This is a genomic window from Actinoplanes utahensis, assembly GCF_016862455.1.
Classification (GTDB): Bacteria; Actinomycetota; Actinomycetes; order Mycobacteriales; family Micromonosporaceae; genus Actinoplanes; species Actinoplanes utahensis.
Map to the genome: position 1 here is coordinate 23177 of NZ_BOMZ01000114.1, position 23392 is coordinate 46568.

The window sequence follows — 23392 nt, forward strand, 5'->3', positions numbered from 1 at the left end:
GTGGTGATGGCTGCCGACTGCGTCGGGCAGCCCCTCTGCCCGACTTGAAGATGCGCTTTAGTACGGCAGCCCGTACCCGGCGTTGGCGATCAGTACGTCGATCGGGCCGACGCTCTCCTCGATCTCCTCGGCGAGGACGAGAACGGCCCGGTCATCGGTGACATCAAGGACACGGCCGTCGTTCCTGCCCCGTGCCGCGGTCGCCGCACGGCAGGAGGACGGCGACTTCGCGGTGCTGCTGGCCGGGATGCTCGGCGAGGACCCGCCCACCGACGACGCCGGGATGCCGGCCTACGCGCAGTCGCTGCCCGGCCCGGAGCCGGCCGAGATCATCCGAACCGCCCGACCGCTCGGCCCCGCGGTCAAGATGCGCTACCCCGAGGCGGTGCGCACCCATGGGGAGAAGGACGCGCGACCGAGCTTCAATCCCATGTACGGCCAGGGGGTCACCGTGGCGGCCATGGAAGCCGCCCTGCTCCGGCGACTGGTGGCCGGTGGGACGGAGGACCTGCCGCGCAGGCAGTTGCGCAGGAACACGGTTGGCGGCGGCCTATCATCGACTACTGGGGCGTCATCGATACCGGGCTGCGCCGGGTGCGGCGTCGGTTGTTGTCGCCCGCAAGTGCTCCGGTGATGTTGCTGTGGGCCGGTCAGTGGGTAGCCGGACGGTGATCGTGGTGCCGGGTGGGTCGTCGTCGGTGGTGGCGGTGATCGTCCCCCCATGTTGTTCGATGATGGTACGGGCCAGTGACAGTCCCAGCCCGGTACCGGGGACAGCGTTCGTGAGGGCGCCCTGGGTGCGGAAGAAGCGTTGAAAGAGCCGTTCGCGTTCGGCCGCGGGAATGACCTGCCCCGTGTTGGACACGGTGAGCAGGGTGGCGGGCCCGTCAGCGGTGACGGTCGCCGTGATGTGGCTGCCCTCGTCGGCCCACTCGAGGGCATTAGCCAGTAGCTCGTCGACGACCTGAGCGAGCCGGCGCGGGTCGCCCCACAGGATCGCTTCGTCAGGTGAGTCGACGTCGACGGTGACGTCCCTGTCGGCGAACCGGTCGCGGACGGTGGCGGCGGCGGCGAGCAGAACAGCGCTCAGGTCCATGCGCCGGAAATCCACGGTCACGTGGCCGGACTGCAGGCCGGCGATGTCGAGGAGCTTGTCGACGATGATCTGCAGGCGGCCGGTGTTGCGCTGCATCACCTGGAGCATTTCGACCCGATCGGCGGTCGGCAGGTCGGGGTCGTCGATCATCAGTGCCGTGTACGACAGGATGCTGGTCAGCGGCGTGCGAATCTCGTGTCCGACCAGGGCGATGTATTCGTCGCGGCTGTGCCCGAGCTCGATGGTCAAGTCCCATCCGCGTCGACGTTCGAGGAACTGCCCGATATGAGCGGCGACGCCGGTCATGACGGCGGTGCGAACATCATCGGGACTTTCCGTGTAGGTGCTGTAACAGGAAAGAACGCCTCGGGTGGTTGATCCGATGGGCACCGGCACGGTCACCGCCGAGCGCAGCAGACCCCAGTCGAGAGTCTGTGCGCGAGCGTCGGCGTCGGTGTGCAGATCTGTGGCCCATACCGGCTCAGAGGTCTGCCAAGCTCGCCCGGGCATGCCCTGACCATGGCCCAGCCGGTCCGGCAGACCGGGCGGCAACAGGTTCCGCTCGTCGGTCCACCGAAGATGCCGCTGCAGGACGTTACCGACCTCGTCGATGGCCCAGAACTCCGTGGCCGCCCAGTCGAGCATCCGCCCGATGGTCGTGAGGACCTCGCGCAGGAGCTCATCGGCCGGGCGAGTGTCGGAGCCGGACAGCAGGCGCCGGATCGTCAGCTCGCAGTCCTTCGACACGGCCGCAGTGTGCCGTTGGGTTACGTCCTGCAACGTGACCACGGCGCCCAGCGACTCGCCACCCACGTTGATGATGGGCTGTGCGTCGGCAAGCAGCATCGAAGGTCGCTGCTGCCGCCGTTCGACCATGATCTCGGACTCGTGCAGGCTTTCGCCGGCGAGAGCCTGCAGCAGGGGGCCCACGGCGGGAGGCAGCGTCGCGGCAGGAGTCAAGGCCGTCTGCTGCCGGGCCCATGTCCTCAGGTCGATGTCGTCGGGCAACTCGCCGTTGAGGTCCTGATTCGCCTTGTTCGAGAAGATCAGCCACCCGGCGGCGTCGCATGCGGCTACACCGGTCTGCAAGCTGTCGAGCAGTGCTGCCAGAAGCCTCTGCACGTCATCGGCCCGCGCGGCGGAGCGTTGTTCACCCACGAACGCCGTGCACGCCCGCGCCCCTTGGTCCACTGCGGTGAGGTGCTCCGGCTGCCATTGCCGCGGCTGGTAGTCCAGCACCGCGCACACTCCCGCCACTGCACCGTCGCCGTCGCGGATCGGATAGCCCAGGAAAGCGCGTTCACCCTCCGCACGCTCTGGCCTAGCCGTCGGCACTCGGTCATCAGCGAGGACGTCGCTGATGACCACGGGAGCTCCCCGCGAGATCACCAGCCCGCCCAGCGCCGACGACACGGCTACCGAAGGAGAACTCGGCCAGTGCGATGGCAGGCCATACGCTCCGACCAGCCGTAGCTGTTCACCGGCCAGCAGGAGAACCATTGCGGCGGGCGCCTGCGCGGCCCGCGCCACCAGCGCCACCAGATGATCGGCTGCAGCCTGCGGCAAGCCCTCGGACCGCGGATCCATCCGGACCGGCTCCGGGTCGATGTTGCCACCGGTACGACGTCGGCCCGGCTCATCCCGGTGGGTATCCGCAAAAGCCATGAAAGGTATCATACCGACATTGACGACAGCTGGCATGCCGGCTGCGGCCTTGAGGCACGGCAATGGCCTACACCCAAGACCACCGGAAGCGGGCGGTGGTGTGAGGTTCAAAGCGGTGGTACCGGCTTGGCCGCGTTAGCTGAATAAAACGTGCTACGCCATGCAGGAGGAGCCCATCGCGGGGCAGTCGGTCACGTGACATTGCAGTCCGCAGAGGCCGAAATAGCAAGTCGCCTTCGTGAACGGTACGGCCAGCACGCGCGTCTGGGCAGAGCCGCTGCAGGCGTTACTCACAGCGTGCCGATACGACGGTTCCCGAGGCCTTGCCGTCGATGGCTTCGGGCAGGTGGAAGGGAGGATTGGGACGTATAATGAAGAATGGTTGAGCGTGGGCGGCACCTATAAGGTATGACGTAGAACACGACGCTCCAGCGTGGTGTGTGGCCCTCGATCGCGTGGTGATCGAACGTCGGCAACCGTTCCAGCGCCACATAACCCTAAACAACACGACCGTCGTGTTAGGCCCGCGATCGCGGCCATGCTTGACTTGGCGGAGCGCGTGGAACAGCTGATACCTAGCGGTGCGCGCTAACACGAACTTGATATATGCCAACATGGCCAGTGCCCTCTGGGTTCGAATCACCTTTTCCGTCGAGCAAATAACTACGGATCAGAAGGTTAGGGGTTCGAGTCCCTTCGGGCGCACCAAATTTAGTCGGGTCTGAACTGCGGAAACGCGGGTCAGGCCCTTCTTGCTGTTCGGCCTGTGTGGACGATGGGTGTCATGTGGGTGCCACATGGGTGTCATCACTTTCCGTGACGGCCCGCGTGGCGACGGCTGTGTGACCTGCGGTTGCGCTTCTTGGCTGGGGGCCGTTTCGCCGGAGGTGTTTCTTTTTCGTCGCGCTCGGGGGGCCGGTTTTTCGCCGCCTTTTCCTTGATGCGTTTGCGGGTGTGCCGGGCCGCTGCCAGCACCAAGGCGGCGGTGGCGTCAGCACACCGGCGCTGGGAGTCGGGCAGGACGCTGGTGTAGGTGTCGGCGGTGACCACGATGCTGGAGTGCCCGAGCAGGTCTTGCAGGGTCTTCAGGTCAGCGCCGGCTTCGTGGGCGAGCGAAGCGGCGCCGTGCCGCAGGTCGTGGAGCTGGACCGGCGGCAGCCCGGCGCGCTCGGCGAGTTTCCGGAATCGGGTCGTAGCGTAGTTCGGGTTGATCGGGTGGCCGTCCTTGCGGGTGAACACGTACCCGGAGTCGACCCAGATCTTCCCGGCGGCGTGGCGGCGGTCGCGGTGGTTAAGTTGGCGGCTGCGGTGGGCGCGCAGGATGCCGACGGTGTGTTGGTCGAGGGCGACGGCGCGGCGGCCGGCGGCGGTCTTCCGTTCGCCTTCGACGACGGTGTAGCCGGCGGTGGTGCGCTGGCGCTCGACGAACAGCAGCCCTCGGTCGAGGTCGACCGCAGCCCACCGGAGTCCGCAGAGTTCGCCCCGGCGTAGCCCGCGCAGGGCGGCGAGCCACCAGAACGCGAACAGGGAGTCCTCGACGTTGGCTTCCAGGAAGGTGGAGAGCTGTTTGGCCGTCCAGACGGCGACGGACGGGTGCTCGCCGGTGCGTTGCCATTCTTCGACGCGGCCGTCGGTCCAGACTTGGGCGTGTGGACGCCGATAACCGTGGATCTCGATGTGCCGGGCCGGGTTGCTGTCGATCAGTTCCTCGCGGACGGCGAGGTTGAGTGCGGCGCGCAGGGTAGTGCGCAGGTGATTGAGTGCGGATGCGGACTGGGGTAGGCCTTTGGCGTTGGTGGTTTGCGCGATCTCGGCGAACACCGCGCGCAGGAGCGGCCCGTCGAGGTGGGAGAGCCGGTAATGGCCGAGGCGAGGAATGAGGACGAGTTCGACGGCGCGGGTGTAGTGCAGCCGGGTAGTCGGTCGGATCCGGGTTCGGGTGTCGAGCCAGTGTCGTAGCCATCGTTCGAGGGTCCAGCCGTCACCGGTGCGGCGGGCGGCGCTGTCGGCCAGAGCATCGTCGCGGGCTTGGCGGGCGGCGGCCTGGGACGGGAAGCCGCCGCGCCTGATGCGGTCGGAGCGGCCGAGCAGGTTCGGGGCGGAGCAGTGGAAGTACCAGGTGCCGTGCCCGCGTTCGGCCAGGCGGGGGCAGTTCTGTTCCAGCCGTTTGCCCTGGCAGGTGCGGCATCCGCATCGTTTGAAGGTCTTTCCGGTGCTGGTCATCGTCGTCCTCCGCCGGTGAGTCGATGTATTGAGCGTGATGGTGGCGGTAGGGCGTGGGGTTCCCCCGGCGGAGGGACACCCAGACCGATCCGGCGCGGCGATGCGGAAAGGGATGTGACGAGTGGCGGCGCGACGCGGTACCGAATTCTTGTCAGACCCTGCTGCTTGACTTTCCGGCAGGACCTGAGGGAAGAGGTATTCGGTGGCTGGTGAGCAGGATGACGAGTTGTGGCGGCAGCATCCGAGCCTGTTGCGGGCGGCTGCATGGATTCCTGATGCCGATGAGAACCTGCCGCGGTGGGACGAACTCGAGCAGACCGCGGTGCGGTGGATCGAGAAGCAGGCCGCCGCTGACGGGACAACACCTGTCGTGTTCTACAACGCCGCGAAGTCGCACGGCGGGCCAGGGCCGGTTTCCCGGCTGGCCGGGCGATACCGATTCACCTATCCGCTCGACCGTCGTCAGTTGCACGGTGCGGTGCTGGCGTTTCATCCGGATGCCCGGTCGCTACGCCAGGCTGCTGATCTCGCCCGGGGAACGGCGCTGGTGGTCTTGGAGAGCGCCATGACTCCGTTGGCCGGGTGGGCTGCGGCGACGGGTGCGGTGGATCTGTCGGGGGTGTTCCCGGAGCCGCCGCCGCTTGCTGCGGAGGCACGCAAGGCCCTCGACAGGGCCTTGTTCTCCGGCGGACACAACAACTGGACCGGGAGTCACGAGCGTGATCACGCTCGCCGTGCGCTGCACGATGTGATGCGCAGCGGGCTGATCGACCTCGACACCGCTGTGGGGTACGTCCTCGGTCATGCGGGTGTTTCGGAGCTGGGGGCGAAGAACCTGCGTCTCAGTCTGGAACAGGTTCTGCGGTAGACGGTCGGGCGTACCGGCGTGGGTGGGCCCCGGGGTCGGCCGGGGAAGTCATGGCCGAGCACTGGATTCCTGGTAGACGGCGGCGGGTGAGCGGCGCACTTGATCGTTTGAGGCCTGAGCCACGGGAACGCGGTTCGGGCCTTTCTCGTTGTCAGGCCTTTGTGGAGGGCGGGTGGCGTCTCGGGGTCGGCACTTTCCGTGGCGGTACGGGTCGCGGCGGCTGCGTGACCTGCGGCTCCGCTTCTTGGCTGTGGGCCGTTTCGCCGAAGGTTCGGCGTGGAGCATTGGAAGTATCAGGAGCCGTGGCCGCGCTCGGGCAGTGGCGGGCAGTTCTTTTCCAGGCGTTCGCCCCCGTTGGTTGCGGCATCCGCGTCGTTTGAAGGTCATCGCTGTTTCCGTCATCGCACACGATCCGGTCAGTTGTTGTCGTTGTTCCACGGTGGGGTCGTGGTAACTGGTGACAGAGCGGATCGACGACTTCGCCGCCCCAGTTCGCCTCGCTCATCTCAACGCTCAACGCAACGGAGCCGGTCTACGTAATCCTCAACCGCAGCGGCGCCGGATGGCAGTTCATCCCGCAGAGCCAATAACTCCGCTGGTCATGCCCGGTCGGCGACGGGAAGCCCAGATCGACCGGTCATGGCAGTGGAACGGCCCGGTGAGCCGGAACCGCCCTACGGGAGCGCTAGGTGTGATGTCCAGCCAGGTTGTTCAACCGGGTGATGGGTGGGAGTTTGCCGATGGCGGTGTGGGGTCGGTGGTGGTTGTAGTCGTGCAGGAAGGCCGGTAGGGCTTTGCGGCGGGCTTTCTCCGAGTTGTAGAACTTGGTGAAGGCCCAGCCGTCGGCGAGGGTGCGGTGGAAGCGTTCGATCTTGCCGTTGGTCTGTGGCCGGTAGGGGCGGGTCTTCTTCACGGTGATGCCGAGGTCGTTGCAGGTGGCGTGCCAGAGCCTCGATTTGTAGGCGGAGCCGTTGTCGGACAGCACCCGGTGGATGGTGACGCCGCGTTCGGCGAACCAGGCGACGGCGCGGTGCAGGACGCCGGTGGCGGTGAGGGCGGTTTCGTCGTCGTGGATTTCGGCGTAGGCGACGCGGGAGTGGTCGTCGATGACGGTGTGGACGTAGGCGGTGCCGATGCGTGGTTCGTAGTCGTGGGCGCGTTGGCCGGTGCGGCGGGCGGTGGTTTGGCGGTTGCGGTCCCCGGCTTGGCGTCCGAGGTAACGCCAGCCGCCGCCGTCGGGGACGTTGCCGAGTTTCTTGACGTCGACGTGCAGCAGGTCGCCGGGTGCGGCGTGTTCGTAGCGGCGGATCGGTTCGCCGGTGCCGCGGTCGAGGTGGGTGAGCCGGTTGAGCCCTTTACGGCGCAGGACGGCGTGGACGGTGGAGGCGGCCAGGCCGAGCTGGTCGGCGATGGGCACGGGGCCGAGGCGTCGTTTTCTGCGCAGGTGCTCGATCTTGCGGATGGTTGGTGCCGGGGTCAGGTTCGGTTGCCGGCGAGGGCGTGACGAGCGGTCGGTCATGCCGGCTTCGCCTTCGGTGCGGTAGCGGGCGGCCCATTTCGCGGCGGTGCGCCAGGACACGTCGTAGCGTTCGGCTGCTCGTGCGGGTGACCAGCCGTGATCCACGATCAGACGCGCCAGCCGCAATCGCGCCCGCGGGGTCAGCGCGGCGTTAGCGTGGGACATGAAGGCCTCCGGTGCTGGTCAGTGGTTTCTCGACAACTCCACTGCATCGCTGGAGGCCTTCATCGTTCACAGAATCAGGCCATGATCGTCAGATCGAGTGGTCGCATTTCCTCGACCAACGTCCCTGGACATCACAGCTAGGCAGGACTCGGAAAACGGTCGGCCTTTACACTCCGGCGCCTAAACGTGACGGCGCCGCATTACACACCCATTCCCGCAGAGAAGCGATGAATGGCATGCAGTAGCTCCCAGTCGATAAGGAATGCGCTCTTTCTATCCGGGCACCGCGCGGCTGCTTGTGAGAGGGCCTACTTAGGCCTTTGCGCAGACTTTAAAAGTGGTTTCACTCACGCACTCTGCATCTACCTCGAAGAATTACAGTCTGGCAGTCTTGGCCTTCCTCAAAACGAGTTCGGAGCAGGTCCATCGATGAGTAAGCAGGGCGCAACGCGCGGCCCGAGGTGGGGGTGGATGATCGCGGCTGCGCTGGCGATCATCCCGGTGCTCGGGGTCGGAATCGGCACTGTGATCACCTCGTCCGGCAGCACTCCGCCTCCGTCAGCGCCCACGACCCTGCCGGAAGAGAGCCCGCGGTATGTCGTCGTCGCGGGCCAGGGCGGGTCGGAGCGAGCCGTTGACGGCAAGACGCCGATTCGTTACCAGCACGACTGCGAGGGCGCGATCGCCGCGGCCACCAACTACGTCTCCTCAGCGACCCGGATGGAGTGGGTGCGGCCGTACGGTGACAAGCTGATCGGCCAGATCACCGACGCCGGCGCCGAGAGCATGGAAAGCCACCGCGAGGGTATGCGCACCGCCGTCAACAGCGGAATCGCGCTGGAACCGCATCCGGAGTGGGGCGGCTTTCAGGTACTTGCATGTGACCCGCACAGCGCCACCATCAATCTTTGGGAATGCATGGTAGTCCGCTCCGGCGATGATCCGCAGCGCACCTGCACCACGGCCGCCACGGTCGTGACCTGGGCCGCCGACGACTGGAAGCTGCGCCGCTACGAGACCCTCCCTGAAGATCACGTACCGGGAGACACGCTGGATGCCGTGCCCGGCGATGCACCGTTGCCGGCCGACCAGCGCCGTGAGGCGCTGCGCGCCGCCGGCCCAGGGTGGCAGGAATACTCGAATGCCCCTCAGGACGTCGAGAACGAGGCTTCGTCGCGGTCGTTGTCCTCCAGGTGAGCGCACGCGGCCGAGAACGCCGAGTGTGCCCTGGAGTTGTACAGCCGCTCTGTCCCCGCTGCGGCCAGCGCATCGCCTGGCTCCGTTGCGTTGAGCGTTGAGATGAGCGAGGCGAACGTGGTCGATGAAGTCGTCGATCCGATCAACGCGTCGCCTGCCTCCCCTTCGACATTCGCAGGCTTCCGAATTCCGGGCGAGCCGATCGCCGCACCGTAGCGCTGTTACCCGCGTTACGGACTCTCCTACCGTGACGTCGAGGAACTGCTCGCCGAACGCGGCCACGCCGCTGCTGACCGACGCCGCCCGTTCCCGCCGCCACCGGCCCGGATGTCGGTGGTTGCCGACCCGGTGTACGTGCAGGTCAACGGGTTCTGGCGAATGCGTATCCGAAGCTCCGGGCGGTGCCGGCGAGGCTGAACACTGCGGTCGCGTCGCCTGTGACCTGAAGGTGTTTCACCATGGTCGGCACAGCACCGGGCCGGGTTGTCACGGCGGACGCTCTGGCGTTCGTGTGCGCAGATATGCCGACGGCTCCAAGCCGCCGGCGAGGCCGGCGGTGCTGTGTCCGGCTGCCGACTGCTTAGGTCACGCCTGTTCAGCGAGTTTTGCGAGCTGCTTATCCAAGCTTTCCCGGAGGTCGTCGACCGAACTGGGATCGATGGCCCGCATTCCTGGGGTGTTCGTAGCGGCGCCGACGGCTATGAAACTGACTTCGGGGTGCTTGTCGGCGTTGGCTGCGGCCGCGTCGATCTGCGCTTTGCCGGCGACGATGACGGCGCCGCAGCGGCTGCTGGTCAGCGAGGCGAGGTACGCGGCGGCGTTGTCGGTGGTCTGCGGGCCACGGACGGGAAGGTACTGAACCCGTACCAGGCTGGCCGCCGATGCCTCTTGCATGGTGTGCCACACGGTCTTGGCCGGCTCAGCCGTGACGCCGGTCTCGTCGGTGAGTAGGCAGGCGGTGGCGTCGAGGTACTCACGCTGGCGCGGCGGTTCCGGCCAGAGAGCCCAGGCGATGAGCCCCACGATGACGCTGAGTAAGGCGCCGAAAGCGATTAATCGCGACTTGCCCAATTTCGTCGCCTTCACGTAGAGCCACTGTGGAATAGCGGAGCGCTGTGACCTATTCCACCTCAACCGCTTTGACCTCGTCTTTTTCGGCACCGGGGGAGGCTACGCAATGCCTGGCCATCATTTCAACATCTTGCACAGAGTGATGACCTTGCTGCATGCTGCCGCGGCACCTTGGAAGAACCTGTGGATGGGGCTTACTCATGAGGCGGCGTATCGCTGTCGTCACCGCGCTGGTCGTGGGGCTGTCGCTGGGCGTACCACCGGATGTTGTCCCGGCGAACGGCGGTTGGCCGTTGTCGGGGCTGCTTGCGCCGTTGCGTCAGGTCGCGGCTTTGGCCGCCGTCGGCGGGCTTCCGGTGCAGGAATGGGCCGGTGGCGCGGACGACGTGGACCACTACGTGTCCAGTGGCGAGACGACCGCCAACGGTGGTGCGGGCAAGGCGCCGGGCAGGGGCAAGGGCATCGTCGATCCGGCGTTGCCGACGCAGCCGGAGGCGAGGGCTGCCACGACGCCGAAGAAGCCCGGTGACGAGAGCAGCTTCAGCGAGGAGACCAGCAAGCGTCTGCCGGCGCGGTCGACCGAGAAGTCCGACGAGTTCCAGAACGAGGACGGCTCGATCACCCGGCATCTGCACGAGGAGCGGGTCAACTACCGGGCGGCTGACGGTACGTACCAGCCGATCGACACCACGCTCACCCAGCGCGGTGACCGGATCGAGGCGGGCGCCAACTCCGTCGACGTGACGTTCGCCGCGACCGCCGCCGACGAGACGACGTCGCCGGCCCCGAGCGCCGGTTCCCCATCCGCTCCGGCGTCCCCGGCGGCCTCCACCTCCCCCTCCGCTGCCGCGGCCCCGTCGGTTCCGGGTTCCCCGTCTCCTGAGGTTTCCGCGTCCGCGGCGGCGACGGCAGGGGCCGGGCTCAAGGTCGAGTCCGCGGACGACGCGCTGGCGACGGTGAAGACTCCGTCGGGTCAGACATTCGCCTACGACCTGGCTGGCGCTGCGGATGTGCCCGCGGTCGTCGAGGACTCGAAGGCGACCTACGCGAACATCCTGCCGGGCACGGACCTGGAGCTTCAGGCCACCAAGCGTGGCCTGAAGGAGACGATCGTCTTGCACTCGCCGGCGGCCGGCAACGAGTGGTTGTTCCCGCTGAAGATGGAAGGACTGACCGCGCGCAAGGCGGCGGACGGCTCGTTGGAGCTGGTCGGCGCGAACGGTGCGGTGGCGCTGCGGGTGCCGGCCGGATGGATGCAGGACTCGAAGGTCGACCCGAAGTCGGGGGTGCCGGCCGAGTCCTCGGCGGTGAACTACGAACTGGTCACCGCCGACGGCGGCCCGGCGCTGAAGGTCACCGCGGACGCTGCCTGGCTCAACGATCCGGCGCGTCAGTACCCGGTCCGCATCGACCCGACGATCGACTGGCTGGACAAGGAGAACGGCGCCACCAGCGATGCGTTCGTCGACAACGACTCGTCGACGACCACGCACGCCGGCAGCGACAACCTGCCGGTGGGCACCTTCAACGGCGGCACCACCAAGGCGCGGTCGTTCATCAAGTTCGACAACTTCAACACCGGTGACCTGTTGGGTGTGCAGATCCGGGCGGCGCAGCTGAACGCCTACCACACCTGGTCGTTCGACTGCACCAACCGCCTGCCGGTCTATGTGCACCGGATCACTCAAAGCTGGAACGGTCCTGCCATCCAGTCGGCGGGCGGTGGCCTGGCGGCCGGCCCCGCCTACACGACGCCGATCGCCACGTGGACCATCGCGGACAACAATCCGGCGTGTACGAACACCGGCAACGACCGGGCCAAGGGCGCGTGGCGATCGGTGTCGCTGCCGGTCCGCACGTTCAACGGCTGGGCCAACGGCACCATGCCGAACTACGGTCTGGCGCTGACGGCCGCGGAGACCAACTCGGCCGGCTGGAAGCGGTTCACCTCCCGCGCCTACGGCGACGGCAGCTACGCGCCGTACCTGTCGTTGACCTACGACTACAACGTCGATCCGCAGGTCAACGAGCAGTACCCGGTCTACGGCGCAGCGTCGACGACGCTGACGCCGGAGTTGGTAGCCGACGCGACCGACCCGGACGACTGGCCGAAGTCCATGCTGTACCGGTTCGTGGTCTACGCCAAGGACGCCAAGACCGAGATCGCGGGCTCTGCCTGGACCACTAAGAAGTCGTGGACGGTGCCGCCGGGCAAGCTGGTCTGGGGCGAGAACTACTACTGGACCACGCTGGTTTCCGACGGCCTGACCAACAACGTCAAGTACGCGATCAAGAACCTGCTCACCACACCGGTGCCGCAGCCGCCGATCACCTCCGGCCTGTCACAGAACGACGGCCAGGGCTTCGACCCGGTGATCGGCAACTACACGGCCTCGGCCCGGGACGCGATGGTGCCCACGGTCGGGCCGCCGCTGGAGATCACCCGCTCCTACAACAGCATCGATCCCCGTACCGATCAGGCGTTCGGTGTCGGCTGGTCGAGTGTGCTGGACACCAAGGTCGTGGACAAGACCGCGACCGTCGGCGGCACCACTGTGGTCAACACCGTCGTCGTGACCTATCCGAACGGCCGTGACGTCGCGTTCGGCCGTAACGCGAACGGCACGTACTACTCGCCCGCGGGCCGCAACGCCACCCTGCGCCCCATTCCGACCGGCGGGTACACGCTGGCCGAGAAGGGTGGCACCACCTACGAGTTCGCGCAGAAGGTCGCCGACGGCAGGTACGCGATCTCCGTGATCAAGGACGTTGCCGGCCGGGCGCAGACCTTCACCTACACCGGCGGGGTGGCGACGACGGTCACGTCGGCGTCCGGCCGGGTCCTCGCCTTCCGCTGGTCCAGCACCACGCCGAAGCGTGTCGAGCAGGTCGTCACGGACCCGGCGGTCCTGGGCGACCCGGCCACCGCGAACACGTGGAAGTACCAGTACAACGGCGGCCATCTGACGAAGGTGTGCCCGCCGACCGACGACAGCAAGTGCCACCAGTATGAGTACGGGCAGTCCACCTCCGCCTACCAGACCGCGGTCGCCAACGTGCGCCCCACGTCGTACTGGCGGTTGACCGAGACCGGCGGCGCCAAGGCGAACAGTTCGGTGATCGAGAACGCCGGCACTGACGTCGGTACCTACAGCAGCACCGGTGTGACCCTGGGCCAGCCCGGCCCGCTCGCCGGATCGCCCGCGACCGCGGCGGTGTTCGACGGCTCGACGTCGCATCTGCAGGTGCCGGCACGCCTTTCCAGCGACGCCACGAACCAGTCGATCAGCATGTGGTTCAAGACGTCCACGCCGGGAGGCGTCCTCTACAGCCATGCGCTGGAGGCCGACCAGGCCGCCACCAAGACGGTTCAGCCGTACAACCCGACGTTGTACGTCGGCTCCGACGGCAGGCTGATGGGTGGTTTCCCGAAGGCGCCGCGAGTCGCCACCACGCTCGGCCCGCTCCAGTCCGCCACGCACGGCCAGTGTCTGACGGTTCCGATGAAGGCCGACGGCACACCCAACACCGCCAACGGCACCGTGATCGTGCTGGCCGACTGCACCGGCTACAGCAACCAGGCATTCGCCTGGACCTCCGACCGGCAGCTGATGGTCACCACCGGCGGTGCCGCCAAGTGCCTGGACACCCAGGACAACAACTTCACCAACGGCACCGACGTCGTCCTCGACGACTGCAAGACCACCGACGGTTCCCAGGAGTGGGACGTCCAGGTCGACGGCCAGCTCGTCAACCTCGCCTCGAGCGCCTGCCTGACCCTGCAGGCGAACACCAAGGGCAGCGGGACGCACATCTGGACCTGCAACGCCAAGCGGTTCACCAACCAGCTGTTCCCGTTCCGAAGCCACACGCCGATGGCGTCCACTGTCACGGTTGCGGACGGCAAGTGGCACCACGTGGTGCTGTCCGCCTCCGGCAACAAGCAGCTGATCTACGTCGACGGCTATCAGGTCGCCTCGGAGTCGGGCGTGACCGTGCAGGACATGAGCCCGTACATCTCCTACATCGGCCGCGGTTTCCTCGGGGGAGGCTGGCCCAACCAGCCGGTCGTCAACTCGGTCAGCAACGAGGGTTGGCACAACCGGTTCAAGGGCTCGATCGCCGAGGTCGCCTACTTCGACTCCTCGGTCGACAAGCCGGTGGTCGATGCGCTGCTGGCGGCCAACACCGCGATCAAGCCGATCACGAAGGTCGTCCGCCCGTCCGGCAGCACCACCCCGGATCCCGATGACGGCGTCACCGCGGCCGTCGTCTACAACGAGGTCACCGGCAAGGTCGCCCAGGTGACCGACGGCAACGGCGGTGTCTGGAAGCCGCGCGCCCCCGAGGTCGCCGGCACCACCAAGGTGTACGAGAGCGCCGTTCTCGGTGGCGCCCCGACCAACTACTGGCGCCTGGCCGACAGCGGCAGCCCCACCTTCGCGACCAACCAGGTCAACGGCGGCAACGCCGCCTACAACGAGGTCAGCCTCAGCACCGCGGACAGCCCGTTCGGGTGGCCATACGGCAAGGCGGCGTACTTCGACGGCACCCGCTCCTACCTGTCCCTGCCGACCGGGGTGATGAAGGAGGGCCCCAGCTCGGTGTCGCTGTGGTTCAACACCACCACCGCCTCGACCGTGCTGATGGGCACCCGGTACAACGCGAACAACCCCCAGCAGTACGACACACCCACCATGTGGATCACCGCGGACGGCAAGCTGCGCGCCCTGTCACCGTCGGCCACGCCGACCGGCCCACTGAACTCCGTCGGCGTCGCCGACAAGTGCGCCGACGTCACCTCCGGCAACACCGCCAACGGCACCGCCATCCAGTCACTGACCTGCTACGGCGGGATCGCCCAGAACTGGTCGCTGGTGCCGTCGAACACCGACAACAGCGCCTTCATGATGCAGGCGTACGGCAAGTGCCTCACCACCTACGCCGACGGCACCGTCAGCGGCAGCCCGGTCGTGCTGTGGGACTGCGCCAACAACACCGCGCAGCAATGGCGTGCTGACGGCGGCGCGCTGGTCAACATGAACTCCGGCCTCTGCCTGGAGATCCCGGGCGGCTCTACGACCGAAGGCGCCGACCTGCAGGTCCGCACCTGCAACTCCTCCGGCGCGCAGAACTGGCGGCTGTCGCTGACCAGCGACAAGGCGGTCAACGACAACAAGTGGCACCACGCCGTGCTGACCACCAACGGCACCAACCAGACCCTGTACGTCGACGGCGTCAAGGTGCAGCAGTCGAACGGGACGAAGAAGCTGGTTCCGGCCTCCCCCTACTACGCCGCCGGTTTCGGCTTCGTCGACCACGCGAACGGGAACTTCTGGGGCGTCCCCTCCTACAGCAACTACTTCAAGGGCACCATCGCCGAGTTCGCCACCTACGACTCGATGCTGGATGAGCAGCAGGCGTCGTACCAGTTCAAGGCGCGCGACAAGGTCAAGGCGGCGCCGTCGGGTCAGGTCGACTACACCGTCGACGGGCCGGCCGGGGCGATCACCAAGACGAGCAACGACCTGCTGTACGGGCGCAAGGTCGCCGACACCGACGCGCTGGGCAAGATCACCCGCTACGGGTACAGCGGCAAGGGCCAGCTGCGCACGGTCACCGACCCCAACGGCAACATGACCATCAACGAGCACGACGTCCGTGGCAACGTCGTGGCGGTCACGACATGTCAGGACCGCTCGGAGAACAAGTGCTCGACGGCGTACTCCAGCTTCTATCCGGATGCGACCACGCAGCTCCCGCAGGCCGATCCCCGCAACGACCGGTTGATGGAGGTTCGTGGGCAGGGGTCGACGTCGGTCACCGACAACACCTACCTGACCAAGTACGAGTACGACGCGAACGGCAACCGGACCCGCGAGACCGATGCGCTGGGCCGCAAGACGTCGACGTTCTACACCGACGGGGTCACCAAGGGCCGGGCCGCAGGCGCCTATAGCCCGGATTATGCGGCGCCGAAGGACCTGCCGTGGAAGGTGGTGAAGCCCGGCGGCGGTGTGCAGACGATCCTGTACTACGCCAACGGTGACATCGCCGAGCAGACCGACCCGGCCGGTCTGGTGACCCGCTACGAGTACGACGGCCTCGGCCGCAAGACCAAGGAGATCGAGGTCGTCAACGGGGTCGCTGGCGCGACCACGACTTACATCCACGACCGTCTCGACCGGGTCGTGAAGGTCATCGACCCCGCTGTGGGCAACGCGGTCAGCGGCCCGCCGCACACCCCGGTCACCACGCTGGAGTACAACGACGACGGCTTGATGCTGTCCGAGGAGGTATCCGACGCCACCGGCGGCGACGCGGCGCGGAAGGTTTCCTACGGCTACGACGGCTTCGGCCGGCGGATCACGCAGACCGACGCGCTCGACAACGTCACCGCGTTCCGCTACGACGCGTACGGCCGGATCACTTCCCAGATCAACGCCGACAAGAGCGAGGTGCAGACCGTCTTCGACGCGGTCGGCAACGAGATCGAGACCGTGGTGAAGAACTGGAAGGAGTCCGAGGGCGCCGAACCGCGGGACCTGCCGCTGCGGGGTCTGAGCTACGACCCGGCCGGCCGGCTCCAGGCCGAGACCGACGCCATGGGATGGGTCACCTCCTACACCTACACCGACAACAACCTGCTGCGCACGGTCACCCGGGAGAATCCGACGACCGGCAAGAAGTACGTGATGGAACAGAACGCGTACAACGCCGCCGGCCAGCAGGTCGAGCAGATCACCAACAACGGCCTGACCAAGACGACCCGCGACTTCGACGCCGCTGGCCGGGTGCGGTCCTCGACCACCGACGTGACCTCCCCCTACACAGACGCCGCCGGCAAGATCACCACGACGACGACCAAACGCATCAACACCGTCGAGTACTCGGTCGAAGACGATGTCGTCAGCACCAAGACGACCGACGGCAGCACCGCGTTGGGGCAGACCGACACCGCCTACGACCGGCTCGGCCGCATCCGCCAGCAGACCACCTACCTCAACAGCGCCTCCACGCTCGCCATGCGCTGGAAGCTGAACCAGACCGGCGGCACCACCACCGCCGACTCGGCAGGCAACAACACCGGCACCATCACCGGCGCGGTCGGCTGGGACGCGGGCCGCTTGGACGGAGCCGCCTCCTTCACCGGCAACACCGCCGGCTCGATCCTTGGCCAGCCGCCCGTCGACACCACCCGCCCCTACACCCTGTCGGCCTGGGCCAAGCTCGCCAACAAGGACGCCGACCGGTACGTCGCCACGATCGGCGGCGACCTGGACAACTCGGCCTTGAAGGTCTACTACGACAAGGCCGCCAACGCCTGGCAGCTGGGCGTGGGCATCCGCAAGGGCGACGGCACCGTCAGCTCGCTGGTCGGCACCCCGACCACGGGGTCGGCGACCCTGGCCTGGCAGCACCTGGCGGTCGTGGTCACCCCCGCCTCCGGCCCGGGTGGCGCCAGCACCGCACAGCTGTACGTCGATGGTGTCGTGAAGGCGTCGATCTCGACCACGGAGCAGTTCAACAACCTGGCCACCGACCTGCGCATCGGCGCGCAGACCGCGACGACCGGCATGTTCGCCGGATCGATCGACGACGTCCGCACCTACGGCAACGCGCTCAGCGCCTCCTCCGTCGCCGACTTGGCCGGCGGCGCCGTTCCGGCCGCCGACGCCCAGGTCAGCCGGACCACCTATGGCCTTGACCAGAGTGGCTCGGTGACCTCGGTGACCGGACCGAACGCGCAGACCAGCTACATCGAGAACGACGAGGTCGGCCGCGCCGTCATCACCACGACCCCGCAGATCAGCGAGGTGGTGGGTGAGGATGAGCCGGTCACGACGGTCGCGGTCAGCCGGATCGGGTTCAACACCTTCGGTGAGGCCACCGCACAGCGGGACCCGTACGGCAACGTCACCATCAGCCGCTATGACGCCCTCGGCCGGATGACCGAGCAGGAATCGCCGGCCTACACCGCACCCGGGACCAGCGCCGCCGACGCGATCCGGGCCAAGAAGACCGTCACGTACGACAACGTCGGCCAGGTCATCTCCACCACCGACGCCCTTGAAGGAACAACCGAGTACAAGTACGACCAGCTCGGCCGCACCACCCAGATCACCACCCCGGACAAGGGCGTCACCAAGTACACCTACGACCTGCTGGGCAACCTGCTGTCACACACCGACCCGACGGGCGCGACGAGCACGTCGACATTCGACTACCTCGGCCGAACGGAGAAGAGCACGTCGGCGGTGCGTCAGGACAGCACCAGTTACACCACCGAGTACCAGTACGACAACAGCCCGTGGCCCACGACCATCGTCTCGCCGGGCCAGATCTCCACCAAGGCCATGTACAACAGCGTCGGCGAGCCCACCCAGGTCACCGACGCCGTAGGCAACATCACCAAGACCGTCTACGACGGCCTCGGCCGGCCGATCAAGACCATCGCGCCCGACACCTCCTACTCCACGGTCACCTACGACTTCGGTGGCCGGCAGACCGCATCGGCGCAGTACGCGCCGGGCGGCACCTCGGCGCTGCGCTCTCAGTCGCAGAAGTTCGACTCCTCCGGCAACCCGGTGCAGATCACCGACGCCCGGGGGACGGTGAAGGAGTTCACCTACGACGCCATCGGCCAGCTGATCGAACAGAAGGAACCGATCAGCGCGTCGGCCGCGATCACGACGAATTTCGGCTATGACCTGGCCGGCCGCCAGACCCGGTTCACCGACGGCCGCAAGAACAAGTTCATCACCACCTACAACTCGTGGGGTCTGCCCGAAACGCAGATCGAGCCCGCCACCACGGCGACACCAGGAGTGGACGACCGCAAGTTCACCATGTCGTACGACAAGGGCGGCCGTTTGACCCGGATCACGTCACCGGGTGGAGTGACGGTCGACTCCCAATACGACGCGATGGGCCGGCTGCTTAAGAGTTCCGGCAGCGGCGCGCAGGTCGCGACGGTGGACAAGACGTACGAGTACGACGCGGTCGGCCGGATGATCTCATTCACCGGCGCCGCCGGTAGGAACACCATCGGGTACGACGACCGCGGCCTGCTCCGCTCGATCAACGGCGTCTCCGGAAACTCCGAATACACCTACAACGCCGACGGCGCGCTGAAAACCCGAACCGACGGCGCGGGGACGACGTCATACCTCTACGACGAGGCCGGCCGCCCGAAGAAGGTGGAAAACGCGGCCGCTGGCGTCAACATGACTTACACCTACGACACCATGTCGCGGGTCAAGCAGATCGACTACCCAGGCACTGTCCGCAAGCTCGGCTACAACAACCGGCAGCAACTCGCCTCCGACGAACTGCAGAACTCCACCGGTGCCACGATCGCCAAGATCGCCTACGAGTGGAACGACAACGACAGCCTGACCAAGAAGACGACCACCGGCTTCAAGGGCGCGTCGACCAACACCTACGAGTACGACCTGGCCGACCGGCTGACCTTGTGGAACAACGGCACCACCCCGATGGTGTACGCCTACGACCTGTCCGGTAACCGGGTCCAAGCGGGCACGCAGACGTTCAAGTACGACGAGCGCAATCAACTAACCGAGGAGACCTCCTCCGGCACGACGTACCGGTACACACCACGCGGCACCCTGCTCTCGACCACCACGAACGGGCAGACGGTCAACACCGTCACCGACGCGTTCAACCAGGTCATCACCCAGGGCAGCAAGACCGGCGGTACCAGCACCTACAGCTACGACGGTCTCGGCCGGATGATCCAGACCGGGATCACCTACACCGGTCTCGGCAACGACGTGGCCGCCGACGGCAGCACCACCTACGTCCGCGACGTTGCCGACAGCCTGGTCGCCGTCGCCTCCGGCACCACCAAGCGCTACGCCTGGACCGACACCCACACCGACGTGGTCGCCGAGTTCACCGACAACGGCACCACGCTGACCGGATCGGTGTCCTACGACCCGTGGGGCAAGGTCCTGGCGGCCGGCGGCATGGTCGGCAAGCTCGGCTACCAGCAGGAATGGACCGACCAGACGACCGGCAAGGTCAACATGTGGTCACGCTGGTACGACCCGAACACCGGTACCTTCGACACCCGCGACACCGCTGACAACAGCCCCACCCCGACCTCGGGCTCGGCCAACCGGTTCGCGTATGCCGAAGGCGACCCGATGTCGAACACCGACACCACCGGCAACGCCGTCGACGGCAAATGCGGCGAGTACGACTACGCCTGCGAGGTCAAGAAGTACCAGGCAGCGATGGACCTGTTCACCGAAGCGATGGAACAGCGCGACCGCGACATGCAGGCCGCCAGCAGCCAAATCGCCTCGGACGAAGCCGAGTTCCAGCGGGCCGAGCGGGAGTCCCAAACCTCGCTCAAGGACATCCTGTGGGAGGTCGGCGTCGGCATGCTCCTTGAGATGCTCGGCTGGACCGCCCTGGAAGGTTGCCTCGGCGGCAGCCTCTGGGACTGCGCCGATCTGGCCTCCAACGTGGCCGGCCCATGGAAGATGATCAAAATGGGCCGCTCCATTCTCAAGGCCGTCGACAGGGCCTTCGACGGCTACCGCATGTGGAAACGTATCGTCGACGGCGCTCAAACCGCGATGCGCCGCGCGTCGGACGCGATCAACGCTGGCCGCAAGCTGCTCAGCGACGTCATGAAGAAGGTCCCGAAGAAGCCGAAGCCGCCGAAGAAGAAAAAGAAGCCCGCGGCCAAGAAGAAGCCCAAGCCCAAGCCGAAGCCGGAACCCAAGCCGAAGCCGTCCAAGCAGACCAAGCCGGAAAAGCCGAAGACCGAGCCGAAGAAGGAAAAGGAGAAGGAGAAGCGGCCGACCAAGGACGCCAAGCCCCAGAAGGCTTCCGCGACCAACGATCAGCCGGCGAAGTCGAAGAAGGAAGCGTCCGAGCAGAAGAACGACCAGGCCAACGACGCCGAGGTCGCCGAACAGGCCGATGCGCCAGCAGTCCAGGGCTGCAAGACGCACAGCTTCGACCCGAGCACTCTGGTCCTGATGGCCGACGGCACCACCCGACCGATCTCCGCGGTCAACATCGGCGACGAGGTCCAGGCCAAGGACCCGGTCACCGGTGAGGAAGGCGCACGGCAGGTCAGCCTGCTGCACGCCAACCGCGACCTGGAACTGACCGACGTCACCGTCTCCGACCAGCCCGCCTCAGCGGCGGCGAACAAGACGGTGAACGAGGGCAAGGGCGACCGCAGTACCCGCGGCCCCACCACCTCGACGCTGGAAACCACGGCACACCACCCGTTCTGGGACGCCACCACCGGCACATGGACCGACGCGGCCGACCTGGTCGCCGGCGAATCCACGCTCGTAGGCCCCGACGGACAGATCCAATACGTCACCGCCGTCCGGAACTTCACCGGCGCCAAGGTGATGCGTGACCTCACCGTCGACGACATCCACACCTACTTCGTAGTTGCAGGCAATGCACCAGTTCTTGTTCACAATAATGATCCCGGGCTTATTAGCCTCGGAGTTACCGGTGCGTCCTGTCCCATCGATGGCGGCGGAGTCGGTGCAGTCGCCTCCTTGCCGCAAGCTGCAGGGGGCACCAAAACGCCGGCTGAACTGGCATCGCTCGCCAGTCAGGTCAAAAATGCGCCTGATGTGCACCCAGCGCAGCTACGACAGCAGGTTATCGCTGTCGGTACGGACGCTGACGGTACACTGGTTGTGGCCAGCAACTCGAGTTCCTCTTTCACGCGTAAGCAACGGGAGATCATTGGAAAACTTGGTCTACAACGAGCGCCATCCAAGACAGTGAAGCGCGATGGAACAGTGAAGCGCGATCAGCTTCATGCGGAAGAGAACTTGCTTGCCGTGATGCCCGATCCCACAGGTATCGGAACGTCGGCTCTCGTCCCGTGTGCTGGGCGCTGTGCACCCATGTTGACTAAGTTTGGTATCCCGTGGGCAACGGCTCCTTAAGGAACGACATGAGCTATGACGATCTCATCTCTGCGGTAACGGAGCGCGTGGATCGCCTCCCGCCCCAGCGGAGAGCGGCAGTGTTCTGGCTAGCTGGAGCAGGTCTCAGGGCGGGACTAAGCGCTGCCGAGTATGCCGGATGGGCCGACTGGTCCAGGAAGGCGAGCGATCTCGCGATAGCGTTTATGGTGAACGGTGAGGTAGGCGCTGAGGTTCACGCTGTCTGGGAACAGGCTTCTGCATCGACAGAGCCCGAAGCATCTCAGCTGCTGAATTCTTTCGTCATATGCTTGAGTGGCCCTCTTGCTGTCGCAATCGAACCGGAAAAGCAGGTAGGTGCTTGGATTGAGCATGCCTTATTTCCAATTGTCGAGAAGGTGTCGCTGGATCTTTTTGAGGACGTCGTTTTCCCGGACGATGACGGGATGGATGATGTCATTTCCGATGGCCGATTCCAGAAAGCCTACAGATACCTCATTCTTATCTGTCGCGACCTCGAGCGTGGAGAAAAGTTGAGTACAGCTCTTCTTAATGAGTTACTTAAGGGCGGTGAGACGCTCGGCGGCGTTGACAGCGGAGATGTTCGCGGTAAGTGATTCGCCAGGTGGCTTGTCAGCTTGACTCATCAACCGGCATGATAGCGGCGTGTTCCTCGCCACATCGGATGGGGCGAGCATGATTACCGTTCGCGAGCCGACTCGGTAGGACATCAATGAACTGATCTCAGTAGTGTTTGAGAGTGCTGTCGCACGGCGTGTCCCTGGACGCGGGCTGCCTGGTTCGAAGCTGGTCTGGTGGAGCGTGAACGTCGGTATCCGTCTGATCTGACCGATGAGCAGTGGGAGATCGTGGAGCCGATGCTCCCGCTGGTCAAGCCGCCCGGGCGGATCCCGAAGCATCCGCGCCGGGCGATCGTGGATGCGATCTTGTACGTGGTCCGCAGTGGCTGCTCGTGGCGGCAGCTACCGGTCGACTTCCCGCCCTGGCCGACCGTGTACTGGCAGTTCCAGCAGTGGGAGAAACGCCAGGTCACCGAACGCATCCTGGAAGAACTACGCGAACAGGTCCGCCTGGCCGAGGGCCGCGACGCTGAGCCGTCAGCGGGTGTCCTGGACTCGCAGTCGGTCAAGGCCGCGGACACCGTCGGCAGCGACAGCCGCGGCTACGACGCCGGTAAGAAGATCAACGGCCGGAAGCGGTTCATCGTCACCGACACCCTCGGCCTGCTGGTCGTGGTCTGCGTGATGTCGGCGGCCTGCCAGGACCGCGACGGCGCCAAGACGACCCTGCTCAGCACCTATCTGTTCTCGCCGATCCGGCACGTGTTCGCCGATCAGGGCTTCGCCGGCCGGCTGGTGGACTGGGCCGCCGCAACACTGGCCACCACCGTCGAGATCGTCCGCAAGCCCGCCGACCAGCGGGGCTTCGTCGTGCATCCGAAGCGGTGGGTGGTCGAACGTAGCCTGGCTTGGCTAACGGCGCACCGCCGGCTGGCCCGCGACTACGAACGCGACCCGGCAGTCTCCGAGGCGCTGATCCGCTGGGCCGCGATCAACACCATGATCCGCCGCATCGACCGTGGCAGACCCGCCACCCGCCAAGCCCGCCGGGTGTTCACCACGCCCGGCTAA

General features: G+C 66.3%; 10 protein-coding genes. 6 read left to right on the plus strand and 4 right to left on the minus strand.

The window, feature by feature from the left end; translation table 11 throughout:
* The first annotated feature begins 157 nt into the window (after nt 1-157).
* Entirely contained in the window at nt 158-634 is a 477-nt protein-coding gene (locus Aut01nite_RS40605; RefSeq protein WP_161790694.1) for a hypothetical protein, read from the plus strand.
* Here Aut01nite_RS40605 and Aut01nite_RS40610 read toward each other — a convergent pair.
* Nucleotides 572-2761, minus strand: coding sequence for a sensor histidine kinase (locus tag Aut01nite_RS40610; protein ID WP_161790695.1), 2190 nt, complete (start codon nt 2759-2761; stop codon nt 572-574). The two genes, Aut01nite_RS40605 and Aut01nite_RS40610, sit on opposite strands and share 63 nt — an antisense overlap.
* An 807-nt stretch (nt 2762-3568) precedes the next feature.
* Nucleotides 3569-4984, minus strand: coding sequence for a tyrosine-type recombinase/integrase (locus Aut01nite_RS40615; RefSeq protein ID WP_236642924.1), 1416 nt, complete (start codon nt 4982-4984; stop codon nt 3569-3571).
* Between the two features lie 202 nt (nt 4985-5186).
* On the opposite strand from Aut01nite_RS40615, the gene Aut01nite_RS40620 reads away from it, so the two are divergent.
* Entirely contained in the window at nt 5187-5852 is a 666-nt protein-coding gene (locus tag Aut01nite_RS40620) for a hypothetical protein (RefSeq protein ID WP_052164173.1), read from the plus strand.
* A 685-nt stretch (nt 5853-6537) separates the two neighbouring features.
* Here Aut01nite_RS40620 and Aut01nite_RS40625 read toward each other — a convergent pair.
* Nucleotides 6538-7536, minus strand: a complete 999-nt coding sequence (locus Aut01nite_RS40625; RefSeq protein WP_043528782.1) for an IS481 family transposase — start codon at nt 7534-7536, stop codon at nt 6538-6540.
* 471 nt (nt 7537-8007) lie between these two features.
* Here Aut01nite_RS40625 and Aut01nite_RS40630 point away from each other — a divergent pair, with 471 nt between their 5' ends.
* Nucleotides 8008-8733 (plus strand): DUF8175 domain-containg protein, encoded by a 726-nt coding sequence (locus tag Aut01nite_RS40630; RefSeq protein ID WP_152628915.1) that lies wholly within the window; start codon nt 8008-8010, stop codon nt 8731-8733.
* Nucleotides 8734-9318: 585 nt separating this feature from the next.
* On the opposite strand, the gene Aut01nite_RS40635 is transcribed toward Aut01nite_RS40630, so the two are convergent.
* Nucleotides 9319-9819, minus strand: a complete 501-nt coding sequence (locus Aut01nite_RS40635; protein WP_152628916.1) for a hypothetical protein — start codon at nt 9817-9819, stop codon at nt 9319-9321.
* A 185-nt stretch (nt 9820-10004) separates the two neighbouring features.
* Here Aut01nite_RS40635 and Aut01nite_RS44560 point away from each other — a divergent pair, with 185 nt between their 5' ends.
* The 3 genes from Aut01nite_RS44560 (at nt 10005) to Aut01nite_RS40650 (ending at nt 23392) form a co-directional block, all read left to right on the plus strand.
* Nucleotides 10005-21761, plus strand: a complete 11757-nt coding sequence (locus tag Aut01nite_RS44560) for a LamG-like jellyroll fold domain-containing protein (protein WP_152628917.1) — start codon at nt 10005-10007, stop codon at nt 21759-21761.
* Between the two features lie 8 nt (nt 21762-21769).
* Nucleotides 21770-22357: a hypothetical protein gene (locus Aut01nite_RS40645; protein ID WP_152628918.1), complete on the plus strand. Its 588-nt coding sequence runs from the start codon at nt 21770-21772 to the stop codon at nt 22355-22357.
* A gap of 198 nt (nt 22358-22555) precedes the next feature.
* Nucleotides 22556-23392 (plus strand): IS5 family transposase, encoded by an 837-nt coding sequence (locus Aut01nite_RS40650; protein WP_043528786.1) that lies wholly within the window; start codon nt 22556-22558, stop codon nt 23390-23392.

Coding starts and splice junctions, on each gene's coding strand:
- Aut01nite_RS40615 (WP_236642924.1), bottom strand. CDS start 4,984: ATGACCAGCACCGGAAAGACCTTCAAACGATGCGGATGCCGCACCTGC.
- Aut01nite_RS40625 (WP_043528782.1), bottom strand. CDS start 7,536: ATGTCCCACGCTAACGCCGCGCTGACCCCGCGGGCGCGATTGCGGCTG.
- Aut01nite_RS40645 (WP_152628918.1), top strand. CDS start 21,770: ATGAGCTATGACGATCTCATCTCTGCGGTAACGGAGCGCGTGGATCGC.
- Aut01nite_RS40630 (WP_152628915.1), top strand. CDS start 8,008: ATGATCGCGGCTGCGCTGGCGATCATCCCGGTGCTCGGGGTCGGAATC.
- Aut01nite_RS40610 (WP_161790695.1), bottom strand. CDS start 2,761: ATGGCTTTTGCGGATACCCACCGGGATGAGCCGGGCCGACGTCGTACC.
- Aut01nite_RS44560 (WP_152628917.1), top strand. CDS start 10,005: ATGAGGCGGCGTATCGCTGTCGTCACCGCGCTGGTCGTGGGGCTGTCG.